This window comes from Pseudomonas sp. SZ40, from assembly GCF_052958135.1.
Window position 1 is genome coordinate 1 of record NZ_JBQWIF010000029.1, and the last position, 22,190, is coordinate 22,190.

Annotated in this window: 26 protein-coding genes; 14 read left to right on the forward strand and 12 right to left on the reverse strand. The window is 63.4% G+C overall.

All coding sequences use genetic code 11. From position 1 onward, the window contains the following. Positions 1-528 precede the first annotated feature (528 nt). From ACT9T4_RS19765 to ACT9T4_RS19780, 4 genes are all read right to left on the reverse strand, one after another. Positions 529-1,854: a sensor histidine kinase gene (locus tag ACT9T4_RS19765; RefSeq protein WP_042554038.1), complete on the reverse strand. Its 1,326-nt coding sequence runs from the start codon at positions 1,852-1,854 to the stop codon at positions 529-531. Positions 1,855-1,949: 95 nt separating this feature from the next. Further along, positions 1,950-2,357, reverse strand: coding sequence for a Spy/CpxP family protein refolding chaperone (locus ACT9T4_RS19770; protein ID WP_042554039.1), 408 nt, complete (start codon positions 2,355-2,357; stop codon positions 1,950-1,952). A gap of 122 nt (positions 2,358-2,479) precedes the next feature. Continuing rightward, entirely contained in the window at positions 2,480-3,163 is a 684-nt protein-coding gene (locus tag ACT9T4_RS19775; RefSeq protein ID WP_499118590.1) for a response regulator transcription factor, read from the reverse strand. Between the two features lie 22 nt (positions 3,164-3,185). After that, positions 3,186-3,485 carry a YciI family protein gene (locus ACT9T4_RS19780; protein ID WP_042554041.1) on the reverse strand — a complete coding sequence of 100 codons (300 nt, stop codon included), beginning with the start codon at positions 3,483-3,485 and terminating at the stop codon, positions 3,186-3,188. Positions 3,486-3,593: 108 nt separating this feature from the next. Between ACT9T4_RS19780 and ACT9T4_RS19785 the strand changes: the two genes are divergently transcribed. The 7 genes from ACT9T4_RS19785 (at position 3,594) to rluB (ending at position 9,276) form a co-directional block, all read left to right on the forward strand. Continuing rightward, positions 3,594-4,457 (forward strand): PHP domain-containing protein, encoded by an 864-nt coding sequence (locus ACT9T4_RS19785; RefSeq protein ID WP_042554042.1) that lies wholly within the window; start codon positions 3,594-3,596, stop codon positions 4,455-4,457. 12 nt (positions 4,458-4,469) lie between these two features. Further along, entirely contained in the window at positions 4,470-5,099 is a 630-nt protein-coding gene (locus ACT9T4_RS19790; RefSeq protein ID WP_042554043.1) for an L-threonylcarbamoyladenylate synthase, read from the forward strand. 4 nt (positions 5,100-5,103) lie between these two features. Continuing rightward, complete coding sequence (locus ACT9T4_RS19795) at positions 5,104-5,955, forward strand: segregation and condensation protein A (protein ID WP_444964377.1); 852 nt, start codon at positions 5,104-5,106, stop codon at positions 5,953-5,955. Between the two features lie 59 nt (positions 5,956-6,014). Beyond that, entirely contained in the window at positions 6,015-6,908 is an 894-nt protein-coding gene (locus ACT9T4_RS19800) for a DUF4261 domain-containing protein (protein WP_499118593.1), read from the forward strand. A gap of 66 nt (positions 6,909-6,974) precedes the next feature. Further along, a complete protein-coding gene (gene scpB / locus ACT9T4_RS19805) occupies positions 6,975-7,787 on the forward strand; it encodes an SMC-Scp complex subunit ScpB (RefSeq protein WP_042554046.1) in 813 nt (270 codons plus the stop codon). After that, positions 7,784-7,963, forward strand: a complete 180-nt coding sequence (locus ACT9T4_RS19810) for a DUF1289 domain-containing protein (protein WP_042554047.1) — start codon at positions 7,784-7,786, stop codon at positions 7,961-7,963. Before scpB ends, ACT9T4_RS19810 begins: the two co-directional genes overlap by 4 nt. 140 nt (positions 7,964-8,103) lie before the next feature. Then, positions 8,104-9,276: a 23S rRNA pseudouridine(2605) synthase RluB gene (rluB, locus tag ACT9T4_RS19815; RefSeq protein WP_499118596.1), complete on the forward strand. Its 1,173-nt coding sequence runs from the start codon at positions 8,104-8,106 to the stop codon at positions 9,274-9,276. A 110-nt stretch (positions 9,277-9,386) separates the two neighbouring features. Here the strand turns inward: rluB and ACT9T4_RS19820 are convergent, their stop codons facing one another. The 7 genes from ACT9T4_RS19820 to hpxX all read right to left on the reverse strand — a co-directional run bounded on the left by ACT9T4_RS19820 (position 9,387) and on the right by hpxX (position 14,610). Further along, positions 9,387-10,310 (reverse strand): GGDEF domain-containing protein, encoded by a 924-nt coding sequence (locus ACT9T4_RS19820; RefSeq protein WP_042554049.1) that lies wholly within the window; start codon positions 10,308-10,310, stop codon positions 9,387-9,389. 272 nt (positions 10,311-10,582) lie between these two features. Next, positions 10,583-11,323 carry a YciK family oxidoreductase gene (locus ACT9T4_RS19825; protein WP_042554050.1) on the reverse strand — a complete coding sequence of 247 codons (741 nt, stop codon included), beginning with the start codon at positions 11,321-11,323 and terminating at the stop codon, positions 10,583-10,585. Positions 11,324-11,345: 22 nt separating this feature from the next. Further along, positions 11,346-11,771, reverse strand: a complete 426-nt coding sequence (locus ACT9T4_RS19830) for a VOC family protein (RefSeq protein WP_499118598.1) — start codon at positions 11,769-11,771, stop codon at positions 11,346-11,348. A 9-nt stretch (positions 11,772-11,780) separates the two neighbouring features. Continuing rightward, positions 11,781-12,452, reverse strand: coding sequence for an N-acetylmuramic acid 6-phosphate phosphatase MupP (gene mupP / locus ACT9T4_RS19835; RefSeq protein WP_042554052.1), 672 nt, complete (start codon positions 12,450-12,452; stop codon positions 11,781-11,783). Between the two features lie 190 nt (positions 12,453-12,642). Beyond that, the gene (gene hpxZ / locus ACT9T4_RS19840) at positions 12,643-13,026 is read right to left on the reverse strand and encodes an oxalurate catabolism protein HpxZ (RefSeq protein ID WP_042554053.1); all 384 of its coding nucleotides are present in this window, start codon (positions 13,024-13,026) and stop codon (positions 12,643-12,645) included. Between the two features lie 4 nt (positions 13,027-13,030). After that, the gene (locus ACT9T4_RS19845) at positions 13,031-14,425 is read right to left on the reverse strand and encodes an AtzE family amidohydrolase (protein WP_499118601.1); all 1,395 of its coding nucleotides are present in this window, start codon (positions 14,423-14,425) and stop codon (positions 13,031-13,033) included. Beyond that, complete coding sequence (gene hpxX / locus ACT9T4_RS19850) at positions 14,422-14,610, reverse strand: oxalurate catabolism protein HpxX (RefSeq protein ID WP_042554055.1); 189 nt, start codon at positions 14,608-14,610, stop codon at positions 14,422-14,424. The genes ACT9T4_RS19845 and hpxX overlap by 4 nt, the downstream gene beginning before the upstream one ends. A gap of 131 nt (positions 14,611-14,741) precedes the next feature. Here hpxX and ACT9T4_RS19855 point away from each other — a divergent pair, with 131 nt between their 5' ends. From ACT9T4_RS19855 to hpxK, 7 genes are all read left to right on the forward strand, one after another. After that, positions 14,742-15,581 (forward strand): MurR/RpiR family transcriptional regulator, encoded by an 840-nt coding sequence (locus ACT9T4_RS19855; protein WP_042554056.1) that lies wholly within the window; start codon positions 14,742-14,744, stop codon positions 15,579-15,581. 261 nt (positions 15,582-15,842) lie between these two features. After that, positions 15,843-16,637 carry a transporter substrate-binding domain-containing protein gene (locus ACT9T4_RS19860; protein WP_373565149.1) on the forward strand — a complete coding sequence of 265 codons (795 nt, stop codon included), beginning with the start codon at positions 15,843-15,845 and terminating at the stop codon, positions 16,635-16,637. 10 nt (positions 16,638-16,647) lie between these two features. Next, positions 16,648-17,313 (forward strand): amino acid ABC transporter permease, encoded by a 666-nt coding sequence (locus tag ACT9T4_RS19865; protein ID WP_042554057.1) that lies wholly within the window; start codon positions 16,648-16,650, stop codon positions 17,311-17,313. Beyond that, positions 17,313-17,969: an amino acid ABC transporter permease gene (locus ACT9T4_RS19870; protein ID WP_499118638.1), complete on the forward strand. Its 657-nt coding sequence runs from the start codon at positions 17,313-17,315 to the stop codon at positions 17,967-17,969. The genes ACT9T4_RS19865 and ACT9T4_RS19870 overlap by 1 nt, the downstream gene beginning before the upstream one ends. Then, positions 17,950-18,687 carry an amino acid ABC transporter ATP-binding protein gene (locus tag ACT9T4_RS19875; RefSeq protein ID WP_042554058.1) on the forward strand — a complete coding sequence of 246 codons (738 nt, stop codon included), beginning with the start codon at positions 17,950-17,952 and terminating at the stop codon, positions 18,685-18,687. Before ACT9T4_RS19870 ends, ACT9T4_RS19875 begins: the two co-directional genes overlap by 20 nt. A gap of 25 nt (positions 18,688-18,712) precedes the next feature. Beyond that, on the forward strand, positions 18,713-19,945 hold the full coding sequence (locus ACT9T4_RS19880) for a pyridoxal-phosphate-dependent aminotransferase family protein (protein WP_499118603.1): 1,233 nt from the start codon (positions 18,713-18,715) through the stop codon (positions 19,943-19,945). Next, complete coding sequence (hpxK, locus tag ACT9T4_RS19885; RefSeq protein WP_042554060.1) at positions 19,945-21,222, forward strand: allantoate amidohydrolase; 1,278 nt, start codon at positions 19,945-19,947, stop codon at positions 21,220-21,222. Before ACT9T4_RS19880 ends, hpxK begins: the two co-directional genes overlap by 1 nt. Before the next feature lie 64 nt (positions 21,223-21,286). Here hpxK and ubiG read toward each other — a convergent pair whose 3' ends face one another. Further along, entirely contained in the window at positions 21,287-21,985 is a 699-nt protein-coding gene (ubiG, locus tag ACT9T4_RS19890; protein WP_042554061.1) for a bifunctional 2-polyprenyl-6-hydroxyphenol methylase/3-demethylubiquinol 3-O-methyltransferase UbiG, read from the reverse strand. Between the last annotated feature and the right edge of the window lie 205 nt (positions 21,986-22,190).

Below are 22,190 nucleotides of genomic sequence, written 5' to 3' on the forward strand. Positions count from 1 at the left end.
TGGGCGCGCGCGAGGCGCGCGAATCGCGGGCATGGCCCGCTCCCACGGTGGAGCGCACGGTGTCAGCTCACCGCTTCGTGACCGCGATGGATCGTTCCCACGCTCCTGCGTGGGAACGCCTCTGAGGACGCTCCGCGTCCAGTACCTCGTGTGACCACGCAGGCACGTGGGAACTATCGACAACGGACGGCGACCTGCTTATTTGGGCGCGCGCGAGGCGCGCGAATCGCGGGCATGGCCCGCTCCCACGGTGGAGCGCACGGTGTCAGCTCACCGCTTCTTGAGCGCGATGGTGTATGAAAAGAGCGTCAGCTACGCGTCTCGATCCACCCTGCATCTGTGTGGGAGCGCGCCATGCGCGCGAATCGCGGGCATGGCCCGCTCCCACGGTGTGTCGCACGATGTCAGCTCACCGCTTCGTGACCGCGATGGTGAATGAAAAGAGCGTCAGCTACGCGTCCCGATCCGCCCTACATCTGTGTGGGAGCGCGCCATGCGCGCGAATCGCGGGCGCGGCCCGCCGTCACGTTAAACCACCGCCTCAAGCGGCAGAATGAGTTTGGCGCTGAAACCACCGTCCGGATGGTTTTCCAGCTGCAGGCGACCGCCGTGGCGTTCTGCGGCGCGGCGGGCGATGGCCAGGCCGAGGCCGTGGCCGGCAGCGCTCTGGCCGGGGGCGCGGAAGAAGGGTTCGCCGAGTTGTGCCAGGTGCTGTTCGGGAACGCCTGGGCCGTGGTCGCGGACCTCCAGGTACACCTCATCGGTGCGGCGTACGAAATTCAACTCGATGGGCTGCCCCTCGGGGCTGAAGCGCAGGGCGTTGCGCAGCAGGTTGTCCAGCGCCCGCTCGAGCATGTCCGGCCAGCCCAGCAGGTGCATGCCCGGCTGCAGGCTGACGTCCAGTTGCTGTTCGGGATGGCTGAGTTTGACGTCTTCGCGCAGCTTGCCGGCCAGTTGTGCCAGGTCGATGCCCTGCGCCGAACCCGGTTCAGCGTCGAGGCGTGCCAGGGCGAGGATTTCGCTGATCAGGTCTTCCAGGCGATCGCATTCGCGAATCAGCCGTGGCCAGAGTTTTTCCCGCTCCGCAGGCTCTGCGCGTTCCGCCAGCGCCAGGGCGATGCGCAGGCGGGCGAGCGGCGAACGTAGCTCATGGGAGACGTCGCGCAACAGCTGACGCTGGCTGCCGATCAGGTCCTGCAGGCGCGCGCCCATGCGGTTGAAATCGTTGGCCAGCACACCCAGTTCATCACGGCGGCTGGCCAGGCGCGCCAGGCTGTTCTGCTGGTAAGCGGTCTGCCCGAGGTCGTGTACCGCGCCACGCAAACGATCCAGCGGGCGGGTGATGGACAGGGTCAGCAGTAGGCTGAACAGGGTCAGCACCACCAGTGCGATACCCAGCGCACTCAGCGGCCAGAGCAGGCTGCCACGGTGCCAGGCATCCAGCTCCGGGTGCGGGATGCGGTAGATGAACAGGTAGGTCTCACCGCTCGACGGGCTGGTGTAATCGGTGGTCAGGCGCCGCCAGGGCAAGCGCCGCTCGCCCTCGTTGCGCTCTTCGAAGGCCGCGGCGCGGGGCGGGAAGGTGCCGCGAACCACAGGCTGACCGGTTTCCGTCAGCACCTGGGTGTCGATGCGAAAACGCCGTTTGCGCTTTTCCAGCACGTCCTGCGCGGCGCGTGCGCCGTCCGTTTCATACGCCTGCACCCATTGTGCGGGCAGGTTTTCCAGGCCGGGGTGCTGGTTGAGAATCCAGGCGTCCTGATTCAGGGCGCGACCCAGCAGCATGGACAGGCCTGCCACCAGGGCAATCGCCAGCCAGAAGCTGCCGAGAATCCGCCAGAACAATGAACGCACGTGAACTCCTTCAGACGCAGAAGCCTGTGCCACTCGAGGTGGCACAGGCGAGTAGTGGGGCCGTCATCTGGTCTTCAGACGACGGGCTGTCACGATCAGCCAGCTTTCTTGTGTTCGGCTTTCCAGGCTTCGAAGGCTTCGCGATCGGCCTTGCGTTCTTTCATCTTGGCCGCCTGTTCGTCGAAGGTCTTCTGCTGTTCCGGGGTCAGCAGGGCGCGAATGGCGCTCTGCTGCTTGTCGCGGGAAGCCTTGCGCTCGGTTTCCAGCGCCTGCTTGTCGGCAGCCGGCAGCTTGTCCAGATAACGCTGGGTGAGTTCGCGATCGTTCTTTCTCTGTTCGCCCATCAGTTTGTGTACCTGGCGTTGCTGGTCCTTGCTCAGATCCAGCTCATGGAAGAACCGCGGGCCGTGATCAGCGCCTGGGCGATGGTCACCACCGGGGGCTGCCATTGCCAGGGTCGGCAGGGTCATGGCGAGGAGCAGGGCGGTCATGGTCTTGCGCATGGTGTATCTCCTTGTCTCGAAACCGGCCAGTTGCCGGATGTGCCCAGATTAGGGGTTTCAAGGTAAGGCGCGGTCAGCCAAGGTAAAGGCAGGGTAAAGAGACTGAGTGCTATGTAAGTTGCTCAGATCGCGTAGTAATAGCCGCGGCTGCGCAGGGCGATGATGCGCTGGCGACCATCCGGGTGCGGGCCAATTTTCTTGCGCAGGTTGCTGACGTGCATGTCCAGGCTACGGTCGTACAGGGTCAGCTTGCGGCCCAGGGCCAGTTGCGCGAGTACCTGCTTGTCCACCGGCTCGCCGGGTTGCTTGAGCAGTGCTTCGAGGACCCGGCTTTCGGACAGGGTTAGGACGATCTCCTGGCCATCTTCGCCAAGTGCGGCCACGCCGCGCGCCGGGCTGAAGCGCAGATCGCCCAGTTCCAGCTGGCTGGAGGTGGCGGGCGGCAGGCTGCGGCGCAGCACGGCGCGCAGGCGGGCGGTCAGTTCACGGGGGTCGCAGGGTTTGGCCAGGTAATCGTCGGCGCCCAACTCCAGGCCGAGAATCCGATCCAGCGGCTCACCCCGGGCAGAGAGCATCAGCACGGGCAGTTCGGGGTGTTCGCTGCGTAGCTGCTTGAGCACCTCGAGGCCACTGCCGTCAGGCAGCATCACGTCCAGTACCACGGCGTCAGGGGCGCTTTGCGCGAGTGCCTGGCGGGCACTCTGGCCGTCGTGGCAGGCGGTGACCTGGAAGCCTTCCTGGGTCAGCCAACTGGCCAGCAGGTCACAGAGTTCGACGTCGTCGTCGATCAGCAGCAGATTGCTCATGGTAAGAGGCGACGATTCCTGATCAGGGCAGCACGTGTTTGAACGGCTTGACCACTATTTCCGCGTAAACGCCGGCCTCGCGGAAGGGATCGGCATTGGCCCAGGCTTTGGCGGCGTCCAGTGATTCGAATTCGGCAATGATCAGGCTGCCGCTGAAACCGGCCGGGCCTGGGTCGTTGCTGTCGATGGCCGGGTTGGGGCCGGCGATGATCAGGCGTCCTTCGGTTTTCAGTTTTTCCAGGCGTGCCAGGTGGGCAGGGCGTACGGAAAGACGACGCTCCAGGGAGTTTTCCACGTCGGTGGCGATGATGGCGTAGAGCATGTCGATCCTTGTGTTCGGAAACATCGGGTGGGAACGCTGTGCAGTGCCAGCAAGAATCTGCCAGCCGAGGCATAATAACAAACATGAATCGTCGGGAAAGCGCCCCTTATGCAGGTTGATCTTCACTGTCACAGCACCGCCTCGGACGGCGCGCTGCCGCCTGCCGAAGTGGTTGCCCGCGCCCATGGGCGTGGCGTTCAGATGCTGGCGCTGACCGATCACGACACCCTCGAAGGGCTCGATGAGGCCAGCGCGGCCGCCACGGCGCTGGGGATGCGGCTGGTCAATGGCATCGAGCTGTCCTGCACCTGGGGCGGGGCGACCATCCACGTGCTCGGCTATGCCTTCGACAGTGAAGCGCCGGCATTGCGCCAGGCGATCGCCGACCTGCACCAGGGCCGCTGGTTGCGTGCCGAGGAGATTTCCCGGCGCCTGGCGCTCAAGGGCATGGATGGTGCGCTGGAAGGCGCCCGGGCCATTCAGCAGGCACAGGGGGAGAGCGGCAACGCGCCGGCGCGACCGCATTTCGCCGAGTTTCTGGTGCGCGGCGGTTACGTCAAGGACCGCGCCGATGCATTCCGCAAGTGGCTGGGCTCCGGCAAGCTGGGCGACGTCAAGCAGCACTGGCCTACGTTAGATGAAACGCTCGATACCCTGCGCCAGTCCAACGCATGGATCAGCCTGGCTCATCCCTGGCAGTACGATTTCACCCGCAGCAAGCGGCGCAAGCTGGTGACGGCTTTTGCGGCGGCTGGTGGCCATGCGTTGGAGGTGGTCAACGGCATGCAGCCTGCGGAGCAGGTCGGAGGCCTGGCGATCCTGGCGCGCGAGTTCGGTCTGCTGGCCAGTGTCGGCAGCGATTTTCACGCGCCCGGTGACTGGTCGGAACTGGGACTGTACCGACCGTTGCCCGAAGATCTGTCACCCATCTGGACGCGGTTCGCCTGCGCCCCGTCTTCCGATGCCGTTTGAGAGCCCCTGACCATGAGCCAGTTTTTTCAGATACACCCGGAAAGTCCTCAGGCCCGCCTGATCAAGCAGGCGGTCGAAATCATCCGCAATGGCGGCGTGGTGGTCTATCCCACCGACTCGTCCTACGCGGTCGGTTGCGTGATGGGCGCCAAGAGTGCGCTGGAGCGCATTCGTCGCCTGCGTCAACTCGATGACAAACACAACTTCACCCTGGTGTGCCGTGACCTGTCGCAGCTCAGCACCTTCGCCAAGGTGGACACCGCCGCCTTTCGCCTGCTGAAGAACCACACACCCGGCCCCTACACCTTCATCCTCAACGCCACCCGGGAAGTGCCGCGCATGCTGCTGCACCCCAAGCGCCGTACCATCGGCCTGCGCGTGCCCAATCACCCGATCGCTTCGGCGCTGCTGGAGGAACTGGGCGAGACGATGATGAGTGTCAGCCTGATCCTGCCCGGCGAGGATCTGCCCATGAGCGATCCCTATGAAATGCGCCAGATACTCGAGCATCAGGTGGACCTGATCATCGACGGCGGTTTCGGTGGCCTGGAAGCCTCGACGGTAATCAGCCTGGTGGACGACGAGCCCGAGGTGATCCGCGTTGGCTGCGGCGATCCGTCACCCTTTGCCGAGCAGCGCTGAGCCGATGTCCGCCCCTGCCGAACAGCTCGACAGCCAGGCCGGTGCTCAACAGGAGTTGCCGTTCGCCCTGGTCTACGGGCAGGCGCTCACCGAGATGCCGGTGGATCTGTACATTCCGCCGGACGCTCTCGAGGTGTTTCTCGAGGCCTTCGAAGGCCCGCTGGACCTGCTGCTCTACCTGATTCGCAAGCAGAACATCGACGTGCTGGACATCCCCGTGGCGGAGATCACCCGCCAGTACATGGGCTATGTCGAGCTGATGCACAGCGTGCGCCTGGAGCTGGCCGCCGAGTACCTGGTGATGGCCGCCATGCTCGCCGAGATCAAATCGCGCATGCTTCTGCCACGCTCCTCCGAGGCGCAAGAGGAGGAGGACGATCCGCGTGCCGAACTGATTCGTCGTTTGCTGGAGTACGAACGCTTCAAGGCGGCGGCCGAAGGCATCGACACCTTGCCCAGGGTTGGCCGTGACCTGACCGTGCCGCGGGTCGAAGCCCCCGAAGCGCGAGCGCGCAAGTTGCTGCCCGAGGTCAGTCTGCAGGAACTGCTGGTGTCCATGGCCGAAGTGCTGCGCCGCGCCGATATGTTCGAGAGCCATCAGGTCAGCCGCGAGGCGCTCTCGACCCGTGAGCGCATGAGCGAAGTGCTGGAACGCCTCAAGGGCGGGGAGTTCGTGCCCTTCGTCGAGCTGTTCACGGCCGAGGAGGGGCGCCTCGGTGTGGTGGTGACCTTCATGGCGATTCTCGAACTGGTCAAGGAGTCGCTGGTCGAACTGGTGCAGAACGAGGCGTTCGCCGCCGTGCATGTACGTCTGCGCAATGAACAGAGCGTCGAGGAAATGGCGGACGAGCGCTGAGCCGCAGTAATCGCTTTCACTTTCCATCGCTATTTCCAGCCATTAATCAGGACGATTCAATGAGTCTGTTTTCCCGCTTCTTCGGCCGTCAGGACGGCAGCAGCCCCGATAACACCGAACTGGTCGCCAAGCCAGGCATCGACAACCCGCTCAGCCTGCAGGTGGTGTTCGCCCAGCCTCTGCGGATCGCCGAGGCGCCCCTGACGGCGGCCCTGCGCCGTTACCATCCGAGCATGAGCGATGCCCGCTGTGACATCGCCAACGAGGTTGAACAGTTCTTCGCCCTGGCCGGTTGGGGTTCCCATGTGGTGAAAATGGTCGGTTTCGACCATCCCTTTCCTGCTGACGCTCTGGAAAACTGCGTCGCTCCGGCGCACTACCCACAGCAGGTCAAGGACGAGGTGCGGCAACAGACCAGCCACATTCTGCTGTACTACGCAGGTCATGAAACCGATCCGCTGGAGCAATACGTGGCCCTGGCTGCCGTTGCCGGGGCGCTGGCTGGTTTCGGGGCGCTGGCGGTGCTCAACGAAACGGCGCATACCTCCTTGCCGGCTGCCGTGTTCGCCGATGAAGACATGGGCGAGCACAGTCTGGAGATCCTCCGTGACCTGCCGCTGACCATGCTGTACTGCGGCTTCGTGAAGTATCAGGTCGAGGGGGTGCATGGTGTGTGGATGCGTACTTATGGCAGTGATGCCTTCGGCCTGTCGGATTTCGCCGCGCTGGCTGCCGGTCACCATGAAGGCCAGCGTTACATGGACATCTTCAATACCGTGCTCGGCTATCTGATCCAGAGCGGCGCGCACATGGAGGCGGGGCACACCATGCAGATCGGCGAAACCGAGTTCATGCGGTTGCGCGATCCAGCCGAGGGCGAGTACTACCTGCATGGCTCCGAGCGCGTGCTGGTTGCAGAGATCATCGCGGCGAGCGAGATCGTCAGCCAGTGACGGCGTGGCGCTCGCTGATTTGCTAAGCTGGCGCCGCCCCAGAACCAAGCAGACCTTGCCCAGACGATGAACCTGTCCGATCCCAAACAACTCTCCACCCTGCTCGAAGGCCTGCTGCTGGCAGCCGGCAAGCCCATGTCGCTGGAACGGCTGATGGAGTTGTTCGAGGAAACCGAGCGGCCCGGGGCGGACATATTCAGAAAGGCGTTGGCGATTCTGGGCGGCAGCTGCAAGGGGCGGGCCTTCGAGCTCAAGGAAGTGGCATCCGGTTATCGCCTGCAGATCCGCGAGAACCTTTCCACCTGGGTGGGGCGTCTGTGGGAGGAGCGGCCGCAGCGTTATTCCCGTGCCATGCTCGAAACCCTGGCGCTGATCGCCTACCGTCAGCCCATCACCCGTGGCGAGATCGAGGAAATTCGCGGTGTGGCCGTGAACAGCCAGATCGTCAAGACCCTGCAGGAGCGCGAGTGGATTCGCGTGGTGGGCTACCGGGAGGTACCTGGCAGGCCGGCGATGTTCGCCACCACCAAGGGCTTTCTCGATCATTTCAATCTGAAGAACCTCGATGAGCTGCCGCCCCTGGCCGCGCTGCGCGAACTGGAGCCCGAGCCGATCCTGGCCCAGGATGACGATCCGGACGTACCGCCGAGCCTGCAGGCTCGTGCCGATCTTGCCCAGGGCGAAGAACCTGAAGCGGATGGCCGCTCCGAAGCCGCTGCCGAGACCAGCTTCGGTTCGCTGCTGGCCGAACTCGATGCCATGGAGCAGGGCCTGAAAACCGATTTCGATGATCTGGCGCGCGGTGACGAAGAGCCGAACCGCGAAGAGCAGGGTGATGTCTCTACAGCTGAGGATGACAGCCGTGAAGAGAGCCCATGAAAGATCCCTGCATCAGCGTCTGCAAGTTCAGCGATACCATCTGCCTGGGCTGCGGGCGCAGCAAGGCCGAGATAAAGGCCTGGAAAAAACTCGACAAGGCTGAACAGCGCCTGGTGATGGCCGAAGCGGATATGCGCCTGATCTCGCTTGGCCCGAAAGCCCGGCGCAAGCGCTGAGTCGACATCGCTGGCTGGACGCCGTCATTTGCTCAGCTATGCTCTTGCGCCAGGTGCGTCGAGCGCCTTATCCGCGTATGATGCGCGCCCCTTCGACGACATGATCGTCCTATCACCAGAGAACACCGGGAGGTGCCCAGATGAGTGAAACCGAAGAATACAGCCCCGCTGGCGAAAAACTGCAGAAAGTCCTGGCTCGCATGGGTCTTGCTTCGCGCCGCGAAATCGAGTCCTGGATCAGTGCCGGCCGCGTCAAGGTCAACGGCAAAGATGCCACCTTGGGCCAGCGCGTCGATCTGCACGACGCCATCGCCATCGACGGCCGCGTGCTGCGCCGCGAAGAAGCGGCGGAAACCGTGCGCCGCGTGCTGATCTACAACAAGCCCGATGGTGAGATCTGCACCCGCGACGACCCGGAAAAGCGCCCAACCGTTTTCGACCGTTTGCCGCGTCCGAAAGAAGGCCGCTGGATCAATATCGGCCGCCTCGACATCAATACCACCGGTCTGCTGATGTTCACCACCGACGGTGAGCTGGCCAACCGCCTGATGCACCCGTCCTATCAGATGGACCGTGAGTACGCGGTGCGCGTACGTGGCGAAGTCGACGAGGAGATGATCGAACGCCTCAAGGCCGGCGTGATGCTCGAAGACGGCCCGGCGAAGTTCACCGACATCAAGGAAGCACCTGGCGGTGAGGGCTTCAACCACTGGTACCACTGCGTGGTCATGGAGGGTCGTAACCGCGAAGTGCGCCGCCTCTGGGAGTCCCAGGGGCTGGTGGTCAGCCGTCTGAAGCGCGTGCGCTTCGGCCCGGTGTTCATGACTTCCGACCTGCCAATGGGCCGCTGGCGCGAAATGGGCCAGCGCGAAGTCGACATCCTCAGCGAGGAGGTCGGCCTCAAGCCAGTGGCTCTGCCGGAAATGAAGGAAAAGACTCGCGAGAAGCTCGATCGTCTGCAACGTAAGGCCGCCAAACCCATTGGTCGAGGTGAGCGTCCGGCGCGTACCCTGCGCCCTGGCGCTCCAGCTCCCGCTCAGGGAACCGGCAATGGTCGTGGCGCGCGTGACGAGCAGGGCGAACGCCCGACGCGTGCACCGCGTGGAGAGGGCCGCAGCGAGCCCTCGCGCGGCACGCCAGTGGCCGAGCGCCCACGTGACGTCGGCAAGAAACCCGGCAAACCGCGTGGCGAGCGTGCCGAATCCGGCGAACGCGCACCGCGCAAGCCGGCAGGTGCCGACAAGGGCCGCGGTCGCCCGGCAGGCGAAGGTCAGCGTCCGGGGTTCGGTCGTGGTAGCCGCAAGCCGCAGTGACTGGTCGTAAGGCAGCGCGTAGCGGCTGCCAGCGGCCATGAAAAAGGGCCCCCTCCGTCAGGAGTGGGGCCCTTTTGATTTTCCGGTCTGGCGAAGCTTCTATTGGTCGATCAACCGGCCATGGCCATGCAATTGCGGCCATTGCGTTTGGCGCTGTACAGCGCCTTGTCCGCGCGGTTAAGCAGGCTTTCGATCGACTCGCCCGGCTCCAGAGCCGCGCAGCCGAGGCTGACCGACAGCTCGATGGGCTTGCCCTGAGCCACGCACTGCAGATCGAGAACTGCCTGGCGCAGGCGCTCGCCGACCAGTGCGGCCCCCTCGCGCGGTGTGCCGGACAGCAGCACCAGGAACTCCTCACCGCCGTAGCGGAACACCATGTCGATATTGCGCAACTGGTCCTTGAGGGTCGTGGCGACGGCTTTCAGCACTTCGTCGCCTGCACTGTGACCATGTTCATCGTTGATGCGCTTGAAGTGGTCGATATCCAGCATCAGCAGCGACAGCGGCTGAGCGTTACGGCGTGCCAGTTCGATTTCCCGGCCCAGTACCTGATCCATGGCAATGCGGTTGCCGGTATTGGTCAGCGGGTCACGCAGCGCACTCTGGATGGCAACGCGATAGAGCAGGGCGTTGCGCAGAGGGAACAGCAGGCTGGCCAGTAACGACTCCAGTTGCGTCAGCTCCTGATCGGAGAAACGCTGGCGGCGGCGAAAGGTCAGTTCGCCCAAATACTCGCTCTCGTGGCTGAGGCGGTAGGTGGCCGAATGATTGGCCTGCTGGCCCATCTCCAGACGCAGATCGCTGCTCGAGTGCTGGTAGCCCAGTGCGTCGACCGGCACCAGATGCTGCAGCTCGCGGAAGAACATGCCGAGAATGCGTTCGGCATCCAGGCTGGTCTGCAGTTGCAGGCCGAGGCGCTGGCGCAACTGCGCGAGGCTGATCGGGCGAGCCTCATTCTTACGAGTCGAGAAGCCGAGGCGCTGCAGCTTGGCAGCGTCGAAATCGATCGTGTTTTTCTGGCTGGGTGGAACCATTTTGGTGAACCTCTGGCGCTTCGTTACGGCTTGTGAGCAATAGAGCGAATTTCGTGCCAGTCTTTTTGGGCCGTATAAAAGCCTTAAGGTTCAACAGGTTGGCTGCTGGGGAGGGAGGCGCATGGCCATTAGTGGCAATGCGCCGTCAGAAGGACGGCAATCATTTGCCGGTTCGGGCGTTGCCGCGACAATTTACTGTCACGGCACGTCGGCCGCGCGATGGCGAGGGCTGGAGTGGGCGATCCCGATGATGACCGGGTCGCCTGGCGTACCTATTGGGCGTCGAAGGCCTGGCCATTGATGCCCTGGCTGTCGGGGCCCATCAGGTACAGGTAGACCGGCATGATGGCCTCGGGCAGCGGTTTGCTTTCCGGGTTCTCGCCTGGGTAAGCCTGGGCGCGCATGTCGGTGCGGGTGCCGCCCGGGTTGACGCTGTTGGCGCGAATCGCCGTGATGCCGTCGACTTCGTCGGCCATCACCTGCATCAGCCCTTCAGTGGCGAATTTGGATACCGCATAGGCGCCCCAGTAAGCCCGGCCCTTGCGCCCTACGCTGCTCGAGGTGAATACCACCGAGGCATCGGCCGACAGCTTGAGCAGCGGCAGCAGCGTGCTGGTCAGCATGAACATCGCGTTGACGTTGACCTGCATGACGCGCATGAAATTCTCGCCGGACAACTGCTCCAGCGGCGTGCGCGGGCCGATGATCGAGGCGTTGTGTAGCAGGCCATCGAGCTTGCCGAATTGCTTTTCGATCATCGCAGCCAGTTCGTTGTACTGATGCGGTAGGGCACTTTCCAGATCGAACGGAATGACTACCGGTTGCGGATGGCCAGCGTGCTCGATGGCGTCGTAGGTGCGCGCCAGGTTGTCTTCGCTCTTGCCGAGCAGCAGCACGGTGGCGCCATGGGCCGCATAGGCGCGGGCCGCTGCTGCGCCAATGCCACGTCCGGCTCCGGTGACCAGAATCACACGATCCTTGAGCAGGTCGGGGCGGGCGCTGTAATCGAACATGGGAATTTCTCTAGCTAATGAATCAGGAAAAGGCCGGATCAATCGTGAAGCCACGACAGACCGCTGCCAGTTTGTGTCCATCTGGATCACGGACATAGGCGCCGAAGAAGTCGGGGCCATAGTGGGGGCGCAGGCCTGGCGGGCCTTCGCAATGGCCGCCGTTGGCGAGCGCTGCGTGGTGAAAGTCTCGTACGGCCTGCCAGCTATTGGCCTTGAAGGCGATCATGCTGCCGTTGCCTGAGCTGGGTGCTTCACCGTTGAAGGGCTTGCAGAGCCAGATGGCAAGCTCCTCACGGCCATTATCGAGATAGGTGCCCCAGCCCAGAAAATCCTCCCAGCCTTCCTCGTTCGGCGTGCAGCGCTGCAGGCCTAGAGGTGCAAGGGTTGCATCGTAAAAGATGGCCGCTCGCTGCAGGTCACTGCAGCCCAGGGTGATGTAACTGAACATGGGCAAGCCTCAGCAACTGCACAGCGCCTGATCGAGTACCTTGCGCAGTTCCAGTGGGTGATCGACCACCACGTCGGCGCCCCAGTGGCGCGGGTTGTCGTCGGGGTGGATGTAGCCGTAGGTCACCGCTGCGGTCTTGGTACCGGCGTCGCGACCGGACTCGATATCGCGTAGGTCGTCGCCGACGAACAGCACGCTGGCCGGATCCAGCTTGAGGGTCGAGCAGGCGAGGATCATCGGCTCGGGGTCCGGTTTGCTGCGGGTCACGTGATCAGGGCAGATGAGGATGGAGGAGCGTTCGGCCAGGCCCAGGCGTTGCATGATCGGCTCGGCGAAGCGCAGTGGCTTGTTGGTCACCACGCCCCAGATCAGCTTGGCGCGTTCGATGTCTTCGAGCAGCGTCTCGATGCCGTCGTAGGGGCGGGTCAACACGGCACAATGATCCTGATAGCGCTCCAGGAACTCCAGACGCAGGGTTTCGAAACCATCGCTCATCGGGTCGATGTCGAAGGCATTGAGGATCATCGCCCGGGCGCCGCCGGAGACGTGATCGCGAATCAGCTTTTCATTCACCGGCGGCAGACCGCGCTCGGCACGCATGGCCTGGCAGATGGCGATGAAATCCGGCGCGCTGTCGAGCAACGTGCCATCCATGTCGAAAAGAACCGCGCGCAAGCGCATCAGGCCTCCTTGGGGATTCGAGTCTAGCGTTGGCATATCGGCCCGCAGGCTGGTGTTCGGCAGCGGGCTGGCAGTTGGTCGTCAACCAGCTGCAGCGTCTCATGTTGCCAGTTTCCAGCGTCTGATTGGGCCGTGGTAATGCTCTCACTGTATGTCACTTTGTCGCAGCGTGCAGTGAAGGGTTGGCACTTCAGCTCATCAAGCTGACCTGTGCGGCCACGATGCGCCAGTTGCCTGCCAGTTTCACCCAGCTCTGCTGCTGGCGCCCGATCCTGTCGCTGCCTTCCCGGGTGAACTCGGTGCTGCACACCGCAAAGCTGTCGCCGTAGGTGGTGATGACCGTGTTCCTCAGTTCGCGGTACAGCCCTGTCGCTGGCCGCGCAGCGCGAAACGCGCGGATTTCGCCGATGCCGTAGAGATTTTCTCCGGCGCCCAGACGTACCGTGCGTTCGTCGTGCCAGAACAGCTCGTCCAGCACGTCGATATCGTTGCCGGTCAGGGCTTTTTCGTAGCGCTGGAAGGCATGGGTGACCTCCGCCAGAACGTCCGGCAGATCTATCTGTTCAGTATTCATCGCGTCACTCCAGGTTGGCAGGTGTTGCGTGGGCGATGCCCATGCGCTCGAGCGCGCTGGCGGCGCGCAGGCAGGCTTGTTCGTTGAACGGCGCGGCGATCAGTTGCACGCCGATCGGCAGGCCACCCGCAGTGCGCAGCGGCACGCTGACCACCGGCAGGCCGAGGAAGGAGATCGGTTGAGCCAGCATGCCCATGCTCGCGCGGATCGGCAGGTCGGTACCGTTGATGCGCAGGGTTTCCTGGCCGATGGGCGTCGCGCTGGTGGGCGTCGCTGGTGCGATCAACACATCCACGCCGGCGAACAGCGGCAGGACCTGCTGCTGGAAGTGACGACGGAAGCGTTGCGCCTGCACGTACCAGGCAGCCGGGATCATCGCACCGGCAAGCAGGCGCTCGCGTGACAGCGGCTCGAAGGAATCCGGCGAGCTGCGCAGTGCCGGCAGGTAGCTGTTGCCGCCCTCCGATGCACTGATGATGAACGCGGCGGTACGCGCCAGTTCTGCCTCTGCCAGGATGACTTCTTCGCTGGCGTCGAGGGCCTTGGCCACCTGGGCCACGGCATCGCGAGCGCTGTCGTCGCACCATTGCTGGAAGTAACCGCCAAGCACGCCGAAGCGCAGCCCATCGAGGTCGCGCTCCAGCAGCGCCGTTACCGGCTGCCTATCCTGCGCGGCCTGAAAGCCGTCTTGCGGGTCATGGCCTTGCAGCACGTCGTAAACCTCGGCGAGATCGCGGGTGCTGCGTGCCAGTGGGCCGATGTGGTCTAGGCTGCCCACGAACGGGTGTGAGCCGCTGCGCGACAAGCGGCCGAAGGTGGGCTTCAGCCCGAATATCCCGCACAGCGATGCCGGTACGCGGATGGAGCCGTTGGTGTCGCTACCCAGTGAGAAATTCACCAGTCCGGCCGCAACGGCGGCTGCCGAGCCCCCGGAAGAGCCGCCCGCGATGCGGGAGAGATCGTGGGGGTTGCGGGTTGCGCCGAAGTGAGTGTTTTCCGTGGTGAAGCCATAGGCGTAAGCATCCATGTTCAGCATGCCCGACAGCAGGCCGCCGCTGGCTGCCAACTGGCGTACCGCCCAGGCGTCGACAGTTGCTGCTGGGCGGTTCTGGAACATGCGCGCTCCGGCCAGAGTCGGGAAGCCCGCGACATCGAACAGGTTCTTCACGGCGTAGGGCACGGCCGCCAGGGCGGGCAGGGGCGAGCCCTGGCGACGCAGGCGGTCGAGGTTGTCCGCTTCGTCTTTCATGCGCAGCTGGGTGATCTGCGTCCAGGCGTTGATCGCCGGGTCGTGCCGCTCGATGGCTTGCAGGCTGTGCTCGGCTATTTCACGTGCACTGAGCTCGCCGGATGCCAGGGCAGCGCGCAGCTGGGCAATCGATAAGAGTGCTGGATTCATGCTTTGTAGACTCCCGCGACTTCCAGTCGGTCGTCGAGCGGGTAGTCCATCAGCGGCTTGGCCATTGCCGCGATGCGGCTGAACTGGGTGAGCAATTCCTGGCGGCGCGCATCGTCCAGTTGCAGGGCCAGAACCTCTTCCATCTGCGTGACGTACGCTGCCCAGTCGGGCGTGGTCTGTGTCATGGTGATCTCCTCTCGGAGGCAGCGGCACAGCCTCCTGGCGCGGGTTGACGGGTTTCTGCGCTGCGACTTCAAGCAGGCAGGTGACTTCCTATATCATCGGCTGAATGAAACGAAAGTTACAAGGCGCCACCATGAATCAACTCGATGAACGTCTGCGCAGTCATTACTCGCAGCTCGCGCCTCAGGAGCAGCGGATCGCCGACTTCGTGCTCGACCATTACGACGATCTGGTCAGCTACAACAGTGCCGAACTGGCCCGGCTGGCTGGCGTCTCCAAGGCGACCGTAAGCCGCCTGTTCAAGCGCCTGGGCTATGAAAAATACAAGGACATGCGCGAGGAGCAGCGTACCCTGCGCCAGAGTGGCATGCCGGTCGCAGACAGCCGCGACGCGGTGCAGGGCAACACCTTGCTGGCTCGTCATTACAAGCAGGAGATGGCCAATCTCACCCAGTGGGTGAACGGCATCGATGCTGGCCAGTTCACCGAAGTGGTGCAGGCACTGGGTAGCAGCAGGCGAGTCTTCGTCATCGGCATGCGTAATGCCTTTCCCGTGGCGTTGCACCTGCGCCAGCAACTGCTGCAAATCCGTAGTGGCGTTCAGGTGCTGCCCCAGCCCGGGCAGACGCTGTCTGAGGAGCTGGTGGATCTGACTGGCGAGGACATGGTGGTGGTGCTGGCGTTCCGGCGTCGGCCGCGGATCATCCGCCCGCTTCTACAGGCCTTGCAGTTGCAGCAGGTTCCGACGCTGGTTATCTGCGAGCCCCAGGCCCAGGCAATCATCGAACTGGCCAGGTGGCAGTTGTGTACGCCGCTGGACAGCGTGTCGGCCTTCGACAGCTACGCGGGCGCCAACAGCCTGATCAACCTGCTGGTCAATGCCGTGCTGCACGAGCAGTTGACCGGAGGGCGGCAGCGAATTCATCAGATCGCCACGTTGTATGGACAACTCGACGAGCTGGAACAACGGTAGTGCACCTCAGTGGTGCATGAATTGAAGTGGGCGCCGTTTTGGCGCCCTTTTTTGTGGCGCGATTCTGGAAAAACGACCGCTCCGTGGCGGCACCAGAGCGGCCTGGATGATCGCTGGTTGCCTTGGAGGGCCCGCTATCCGGAGGTTTTTCTGTATCGATGAGGGTGATCGCAGAAAAAATCGATGGCATGAAAGGCTGTGGCACGTTGGTTGCAAAATCCTTGATAACGAATCTTTCGTTTCATGGCTGACGTTAACGGGGTGACGAAAATGAAGAAAGGATTGATCGCGATACTGGCTGCCGGTCTGTTGCTGACCCAGGCCACGACCGCCCTGGCGGACCAATTGCAGGACATCGAGAAACGCGGCGTGATCCGTATCGCCGTGCCGCAGGATTTTCCACCCTTCGGCTCCGTGGGCACCGATCTGCAGCCCCAGGGCTATGACATCGACATGGCCAAGTACCTGGCCAAGGAGATGAAACTTAAGTTGCAACTGGTTCCCGTCACCAGCGCCAACCGTGTTCCGTATCTGCAGACCGACAAGGTCGATCTGGTCATCTCCAGCCTCGGCAAGAACGCCGAGCGCGAACAGGTGATCGATTTCAGTGCTGCTTATGCGCCGTTCTTTCTCGGTGTATTCGGCGCCAAGGACAAGGCCCTGCAGAACGCCGAGGAGCTCGCAGGCAAATCGATCGGCGTCACCCGCGGCGCCGTCGAAGACATGGTGCTGACCGAGGTGGCGCCGAGCGGTGCACAGGTCAAGCGCTACGAAGACAACAACACGACCTTGTCCGCGTATCTGTCCGGGCAGGTCGAGTTCGTTGCCACCGGCAACCTGGTGGTCGCGGCCATCGAGCGGCAGAACGCCGATCGGGCACCCGTCGCCAAGTTCATGCTCAAGGATTCGCCTTGCTACATCGGCCTGCGCAAAGGCGAAGCCGCGCTGAAGGCCAAGGTCGATGCGCTGATCGATCAGGCCAAGGCCGATGGCACGCTCAACGGTCTGTCGGAACAGTGGCTGAAGGCGCCGCTGCCGGCGAACCTGGGCGCATAAGGATTTCGCGATGATGGCGCAGCTGAATTTTTCCGCCCTGTGGCCCTACTGGCCGGAGTTGCTTTCCGGCCTCTGGGTAACCATCCAGCTCACGGTGATGGCGACCGTGGGCGGCGTGGCCCTGGGCATTCTGGGCGCTGCACTGCGCAGCGGCCGCCCGACCATTCTCAGTCGCCTGTGGGGCGTCTATGTCGAACTGATCCGCAACACGCCCTTCGTGGTGCAACTGTTCTTCATCGTTTTCGGCTTGCCGAATCTTGGCTTGAAACTGACGGCGGGAGAGGCTGCGCTGCTGGCCATGCTGATCAATCTGGGGGCCTACAGCACCGAGATCATCCGTGCCGGCATTCAGGTCACGCCGCGGGGGCAATGGGAGGCGGGGCGCGTGCTGGGCCTGAGTCGCACGCAAACCTTCATTCAGGTGGTCTTGCCGCCGTCCCTGAAGCGCATTTATCCGGCGCTGGTCAGCCAGTGCATCATCGTCATGCTCGGCTCGTCGGTGGTTTCCCAGGTGTCCCATGAGGAGCTGACCTTCGCCGCCAACCTGATCCAGTCACGTACCTTTCTGAGCTTCGAGGTCTATCTGGTGACCACGCTGATGTACCTGGCACTGTCCATCGCCATGCGTCAGCTGTTGCTGGCTGCCGGCCGCAAATGGTTTGGAGATCAGCCATGATGACCACCTTCACCGACTGGGACATCCTGCGCAATCTGCTCCTGGCTGCGCGCTGGACCGTTCTGCTGTCTCTCACGGCATTCATCGGCGGCACCCTGGTGGCCGTTCCGCTGGTCATGGCGCGCTTGTCCAAGCGGGTCTGGCCACATTGGCTGATTCGCGGCTACACCGAGCTGTTCCAGGGGACGCCACTGCTGATGCAGCTGTTCCTGGCGTTCTTCGGCGTGGCGCTGTTGGGGATAGATGTATCGCCCTGGACGGCTGCCTCGCTGGCGCTGACGTTCTATACCAGTGCGTTCCTGGTGGACATCTGGCACTGCAGCATCCGTGCGCTGCCCAAGGGCCAGTGGGAAGCATGCCGCTGTTTGGGGCTGGATTTCGGTCAGACGCTGTTTCGCGTCATCCTGCCCCAGGCGCTGCGCATCGGTATTGCACCGACCGTTGGCTTCGCCGTGCAGGTCGTGAAGGGCACGGCTCTGGCGTCGATCATCGGTTTCGTCGAGCTGACCAAGGCCGGCACCATTCTCAACAACGTCACCTACGAGCCTTTCAAGGTGTTCGGTCTGGTGGCGCTGGGCTACTTCCTCATGTGTTATCCGCTGTCGCGTTACAGCCAGTATCTGGAGAAGAAATTCAATGCCGCTCATCACCATTGATCAGGTACAGAAGTACTACGGCGACAACCACGTACTCAAAGGGGTCGACCTCGATATCGAGGTCGGTGAGGTGGTGTCGATCATTGGCCGCAGCGGCTCGGGGAAAAGCACCTTGCTGCGCTGCATCAACGGCCTCGAAGGTTATCAGGATGGCAGCATCAAGCTCGGCGGCATGACCGTCACCGACCGTGACTCCCAGGCGCGGGAGATCAGCCGCTCGGTCGGCATGGTGTTCCAGAACTTCAACCTGTTTCCGCACATGACCGCCCGTGAGAACGTCATGCTGGCACCACGTCGGGTGCTGAAGAAGAGCGATGCCGAGTGCCGCGAGCTGGCCGCGCAGATGCTGGAAAAGGTCGGCCTGGGCGATCGCATGGACTATTACCCGGCCAACCTCTCCGGCGGCCAGCAGCAGCGGGTCGCCATCGCCCGTGCGCTGGCCATGTCGCCCAAGGTGCTGCTGTGCGACGAGATCACTTCGGCCCTCGATCCCGAGCTGGTCGGCGAAGTGCTCAAGGTGCTGGAGCAACTGGCGAAGGAAGGCATGACGCTGATTCTGGTCACCCACGAAATGAACTTCGCCCAGGAAGTTGGCGACCGCGTGGTGTTCATGCACCAGGGGCGCGTGTGGGAGCAGGGCCCCAGCCGCGAGCTGTTCGCCAATCCGCAGAGCGCCGAACTCAAGCAATTCATTTCGTCCGTGCGTGGACTGAACTGAGCGTCTTTAGAACGAGAAATCCCAGATGAACACGACTTTCCTGCCAGTGAATCCGCCCCAGCGTCTGTTGATGGGACCGGGCCCGATCAATGCCGATCCCCGTGTGCTGCGCGCCATGTCCAGCCAACTGATCGGCCAGTACGACCCGGCCATGACCCACTACATGAACGAGGTGATGGCGCTGTACCGCGGCGTCTTTCGTACTGCCAACGCTGCAACGCTGGTGATCGACGGCACCTCGCGGGCCGGCATCGAGGCCATTCTGGTCTCGGCGATTCGCCCTGGCGACAAGGTGCTGGTGCCGGTGTTCGGCCGTTTCGGCCATCTGCTCTGCGAAATCGCCCGGCGTTGCCGTGCCGACGTTCACACCATCGAGGTGCCCTGGGGTGAAGTGTTCACCCCGCAGCAGATCGAGGATGCCATCAGGCAGGTGAAGCCACGGCTGCTGCTGACCGTGCAGGGCGATACGTCGACCACCATGCTGCAGCCACTGGCCGAGCTGGGCGACATCTGCCGGCGCCATGGCGTGCTGTTCTATACCGATGCCACCGCGTCGTTGGGCGGCAACCTGCTGGACACCGATGCCTGGGGGCTGGATGCGGTGTCCGCCGGTCTGCAGAAGTGCCTGGGTGGGCCATCCGGCACCGCGCCGATCACCCTCAGTGCGAGCATGGTGGAGGTGATTCGTCGCCGCGCCTGCGTGGAGGCCGGCATCCGTACCGCTGCTCATCAGGACGGCGACGACGAGATGATCTACTCCAACTATTTCGACCTTGGCATGATCCTCGATTACTGGGGCCCCGAGCGCCTCAATCATCACACCGAAGCCACGTCGGCGCTGTTCGCTGCCCGCGAGTGCGCACGGGTGATTGGCGAGGAAGGCCTGGACGAGGGGATCGCCCGACACAAGCTGCATGGCGATGCTCTGCTAAAGGGCATCCAGGGCATGGGTCTGGAAACCTTCGGCAACCTCGAATACAAGATGAACAACGTCCTTGGCGTAGTGATTCCCGAGGCGGTCAATGGCGACCAGGTGCGCAAGCTGATGCTCGAGGACTTCGGTATCGAGATCGGCACGTCGTTCGGGCCGCTGGCTGGCAAGGTCTGGCGTATCGGCACCATGGGCTACAACGCCCGCAAGGACTGCGTGATGCAGACCCTCAGCGCTCTGGAGGCGGTACTCAATCGTCTCGGCCTGCGTACCACTCAGGGCGCCGCGATGCAGGCGGCCTGGGATCACTACAGCGAGCGTTGCTGATGAGCGCCATGGACAAGCTGGCGGCAGGCCGTGCGGGCGCGCGGATCATGGCGCGTTGCGACGAGCTGGCGGCGATCAGCGAGTCTGCCGATGGCCTGACCCGTGTGTACCTGTCGGCAGAACACCTGCGTGCCAATGCGCTGGTGGGCGAGTGGATGCAGGCGGCCGGCATGCGCGTCTGGCAGGACGCCGTTGGCAACATCTGCGGGCGTTACGAAGGCCAGCGTGCTGGCGCGCAGGCGCTGTTGCTCGGCTCGCACCTGGATACCGTGCGCAACGCCGGTCGTTATGACGGCATGCTCGGCGTGGTCGCCGCCATCGAGACCGTGCAGCACTTTCATGACCGCGGCATACGTTTGCCGCTGGCCATCGAGATCGTCGGTTTCGCCGACGAGGAGGGGACCCGCTTCGGCATCACCCTGCTGGGTAGTCGCGGTCTGACCGGTACCTGGCCGCAAGGCTGGGTCGAACAGGCCGATGCCAATGGCGTCAGTGTCGCCCAGGCGATGACCGCTGTCGGCCTGGATGCGGCGCAGGTCCCCAGTGCGGCTCGGAACGCGGATGACTTCGCCGCCTATCTGGAACTGCATATCGAGCAGGGCCCGTGCCTGGAGCGCGAAGAGCTGGCGCTTGGCGTGGTGACGGCCATCAATGGTGCGCGCCGGCTGAATTGCCGCTTCGTCGGTATGGCCGGGCATGCCGGTACCGTGCCGATGAGTCATCGCAAGGACGCCCTGGCTGCTGCGGCGCAGTGGATGGTCTACATCGAAGCGCAGACCGCGCAGCGCGATCCGCAGTTGGTGGCCACGGTGGGCAGCCTGCAGTGCCACCCTGGCGCGGTCAACGTGATTCCCGGTGAGGTCGCCCTGACCCTGGACGTGCGTGGTCCGGAGGATCAGGCATTGGCAGATTTGCTCGACGACCTGCTGAGCCAGGGGCAGGCGATTGCGCGGCAGCGCGGGCTGCAGTTCCATGCCAGCCAGTACTACGGCATACCGGCGACCCGTTGCGATGACGCCATGCAGGCTTCCCTGGCACAGGTGCTGACCCAGGTGCAGGGGCGCAGCCTGTCGCTGCCCAGTGGTGCAGGCCATGACGCGATCGCCATGGCCGAACGCTGGCCGGTCGGCATGCTGTTCGTGCGCTGTGCAGGAGGGGTCAGTCATCACCCGGCCGAGGCCGTCGAGGTGGACGACGTGGCGCTGGCGATTCAGGCCTGCGTGGACTGGGTTCAGGCGTTGGCGATAGAGCCGCCGTTGGCCCAGTCGGTGGAGTGAGCGCGGGGCGTTGAGATAGCCAGCGTACGGCCCGAGTGGGCGTGCGCTGGCTGACCCGGCAGGATCAATCTGCCTTGCTGGTGTGCACCATGTAGTTGACGTCCACGTCGTTGACCAGCTTGTAGTGCTTGGTCAGCGGGTTGTAGGTCAGGCCGATGATGTCCTTGACCTGCAGGCCGGCGTCGCGGCTCCAGGCGCCCAGTTCCGATGGGCGGATGAATTTCTTGAAGTCATGGGTGCCGCGCGGCAGCAGGCGCAAGATGTATTCGGCGCCAATCACCGCGAACAGGTAGGCCTTGGGATTGCGGTTGATGGTGGAGAAGAACACCTGGCCGCCGGGCTTGACCAGCTTGTGGCAGGCGCGAATCACCGACGACGGGTCGGGCACGTGCTCGAGCATTTCCAGGCAGGTGACCACGTCGAACTGGCCGGGCATCTCTTCTGCCATGGCTTCGGCGGTGATCTGCCGGTAATCGACTTCAACGCCCGATTCCAGCTGATGCAAGCGGGCCACAGCCAGCGGCGCTTCGCCCATGTCGATGCCGGTCACCGTGGCACCACGTTGAGCCATGGCTTCACTGAGAATGCCGCCACCGCAGCCAACGTCGAGTACCTTCTTGCCCGCCATCCCGGCGCGTTCGTCAATCCAGTTGACCCGCAGCGGGTTGATCTCGTGCAAGGGCTTGAACTCGCTTTCCTTGTCCCACCAGCGATGGGCGAGGGCTTCGAATTTGGCGATTTCGGCTTGGTCGACGTTGCTCATGGTTTTCCCTGAATAAAGCGAATGCGTATGACATGACGCGCAGTGCGTGCATGTTGCCAGCTTTGCTCGGCGCGCGGCTGGCCTCTGATGTGTGACAGTTTGCCGTAGTTTGCGCTCAATGGGTCGGACGCCCGGCTATCGGACACCCTAAAAATTACCGGCGTTGTCATCACTGCGTTAAAAACGGGCTCGAGCTGACTGCCTC

Bases quoted from the DNA above. Each gene is read 5' to 3' on its own strand.
- ACT9T4_RS19770 (WP_042554039.1), bottom strand. From the start codon at position 2,357: ATGCGCAAGACCATGACCGCCCTGCTCCTCGCCATGACCCTGCCGACC.
- ACT9T4_RS19775 (WP_499118590.1), bottom strand. From the start codon at position 3,163: ATGAGCAATCTGCTGCTGATCGACGACGACGTCGAACTCTGTGACCTG.
- ACT9T4_RS19780 (WP_042554041.1), bottom strand. From the start codon at position 3,485: ATGCTCTACGCCATCATCGCCACCGACGTGGAAAACTCCCTGGAGCGT.
- ACT9T4_RS19785 (WP_042554042.1), top strand. From the start codon at position 3,594: ATGCAGGTTGATCTTCACTGTCACAGCACCGCCTCGGACGGCGCGCTG.
- ACT9T4_RS19790 (WP_042554043.1), top strand. From the start codon at position 4,470: ATGAGCCAGTTTTTTCAGATACACCCGGAAAGTCCTCAGGCCCGCCTG.
- ACT9T4_RS19795 (WP_444964377.1), top strand. From the start codon at position 5,104: ATGTCCGCCCCTGCCGAACAGCTCGACAGCCAGGCCGGTGCTCAACAG.
- ACT9T4_RS19800 (WP_499118593.1), top strand. From the start codon at position 6,015: ATGAGTCTGTTTTCCCGCTTCTTCGGCCGTCAGGACGGCAGCAGCCCC.
- scpB (WP_042554046.1), top strand. From the start codon at position 6,975: ATGAACCTGTCCGATCCCAAACAACTCTCCACCCTGCTCGAAGGCCTG.
- ACT9T4_RS19810 (WP_042554047.1), top strand. From the start codon at position 7,784: ATGAAAGATCCCTGCATCAGCGTCTGCAAGTTCAGCGATACCATCTGC.
- rluB (WP_499118596.1), top strand. From the start codon at position 8,104: ATGAGTGAAACCGAAGAATACAGCCCCGCTGGCGAAAAACTGCAGAAA.
- ACT9T4_RS19820 (WP_042554049.1), bottom strand. From the start codon at position 10,310: ATGGTTCCACCCAGCCAGAAAAACACGATCGATTTCGACGCTGCCAAG.
- ACT9T4_RS19825 (WP_042554050.1), bottom strand. From the start codon at position 11,323: ATGTTCGATTACAGCGCCCGCCCCGACCTGCTCAAGGATCGTGTGATT.
- ACT9T4_RS19830 (WP_499118598.1), bottom strand. From the start codon at position 11,771: ATGTTCAGTTACATCACCCTGGGCTGCAGTGACCTGCAGCGAGCGGCC.
- mupP (WP_042554052.1), bottom strand. From the start codon at position 12,452: ATGCGCTTGCGCGCGGTTCTTTTCGACATGGATGGCACGTTGCTCGAC.
- hpxZ (WP_042554053.1), bottom strand. From the start codon at position 13,026: ATGAATACTGAACAGATAGATCTGCCGGACGTTCTGGCGGAGGTCACC.
- ACT9T4_RS19845 (WP_499118601.1), bottom strand. From the start codon at position 14,425: ATGAATCCAGCACTCTTATCGATTGCCCAGCTGCGCGCTGCCCTGGCA.
- hpxX (WP_042554055.1), bottom strand. From the start codon at position 14,610: ATGACACAGACCACGCCCGACTGGGCAGCGTACGTCACGCAGATGGAA.
- ACT9T4_RS19855 (WP_042554056.1), top strand. From the start codon at position 14,742: ATGAATCAACTCGATGAACGTCTGCGCAGTCATTACTCGCAGCTCGCG.
- ACT9T4_RS19865 (WP_042554057.1), top strand. From the start codon at position 16,648: ATGATGGCGCAGCTGAATTTTTCCGCCCTGTGGCCCTACTGGCCGGAG.
- ACT9T4_RS19870 (WP_499118638.1), top strand. From the start codon at position 17,313: ATGACCACCTTCACCGACTGGGACATCCTGCGCAATCTGCTCCTGGCT.
- ACT9T4_RS19875 (WP_042554058.1), top strand. From the start codon at position 17,950: ATGCCGCTCATCACCATTGATCAGGTACAGAAGTACTACGGCGACAAC.
- ACT9T4_RS19880 (WP_499118603.1), top strand. From the start codon at position 18,713: ATGAACACGACTTTCCTGCCAGTGAATCCGCCCCAGCGTCTGTTGATG.
- hpxK (WP_042554060.1), top strand. From the start codon at position 19,945: ATGAGCGCCATGGACAAGCTGGCGGCAGGCCGTGCGGGCGCGCGGATC.
- ubiG (WP_042554061.1), bottom strand. From the start codon at position 21,985: ATGAGCAACGTCGACCAAGCCGAAATCGCCAAATTCGAAGCCCTCGCC.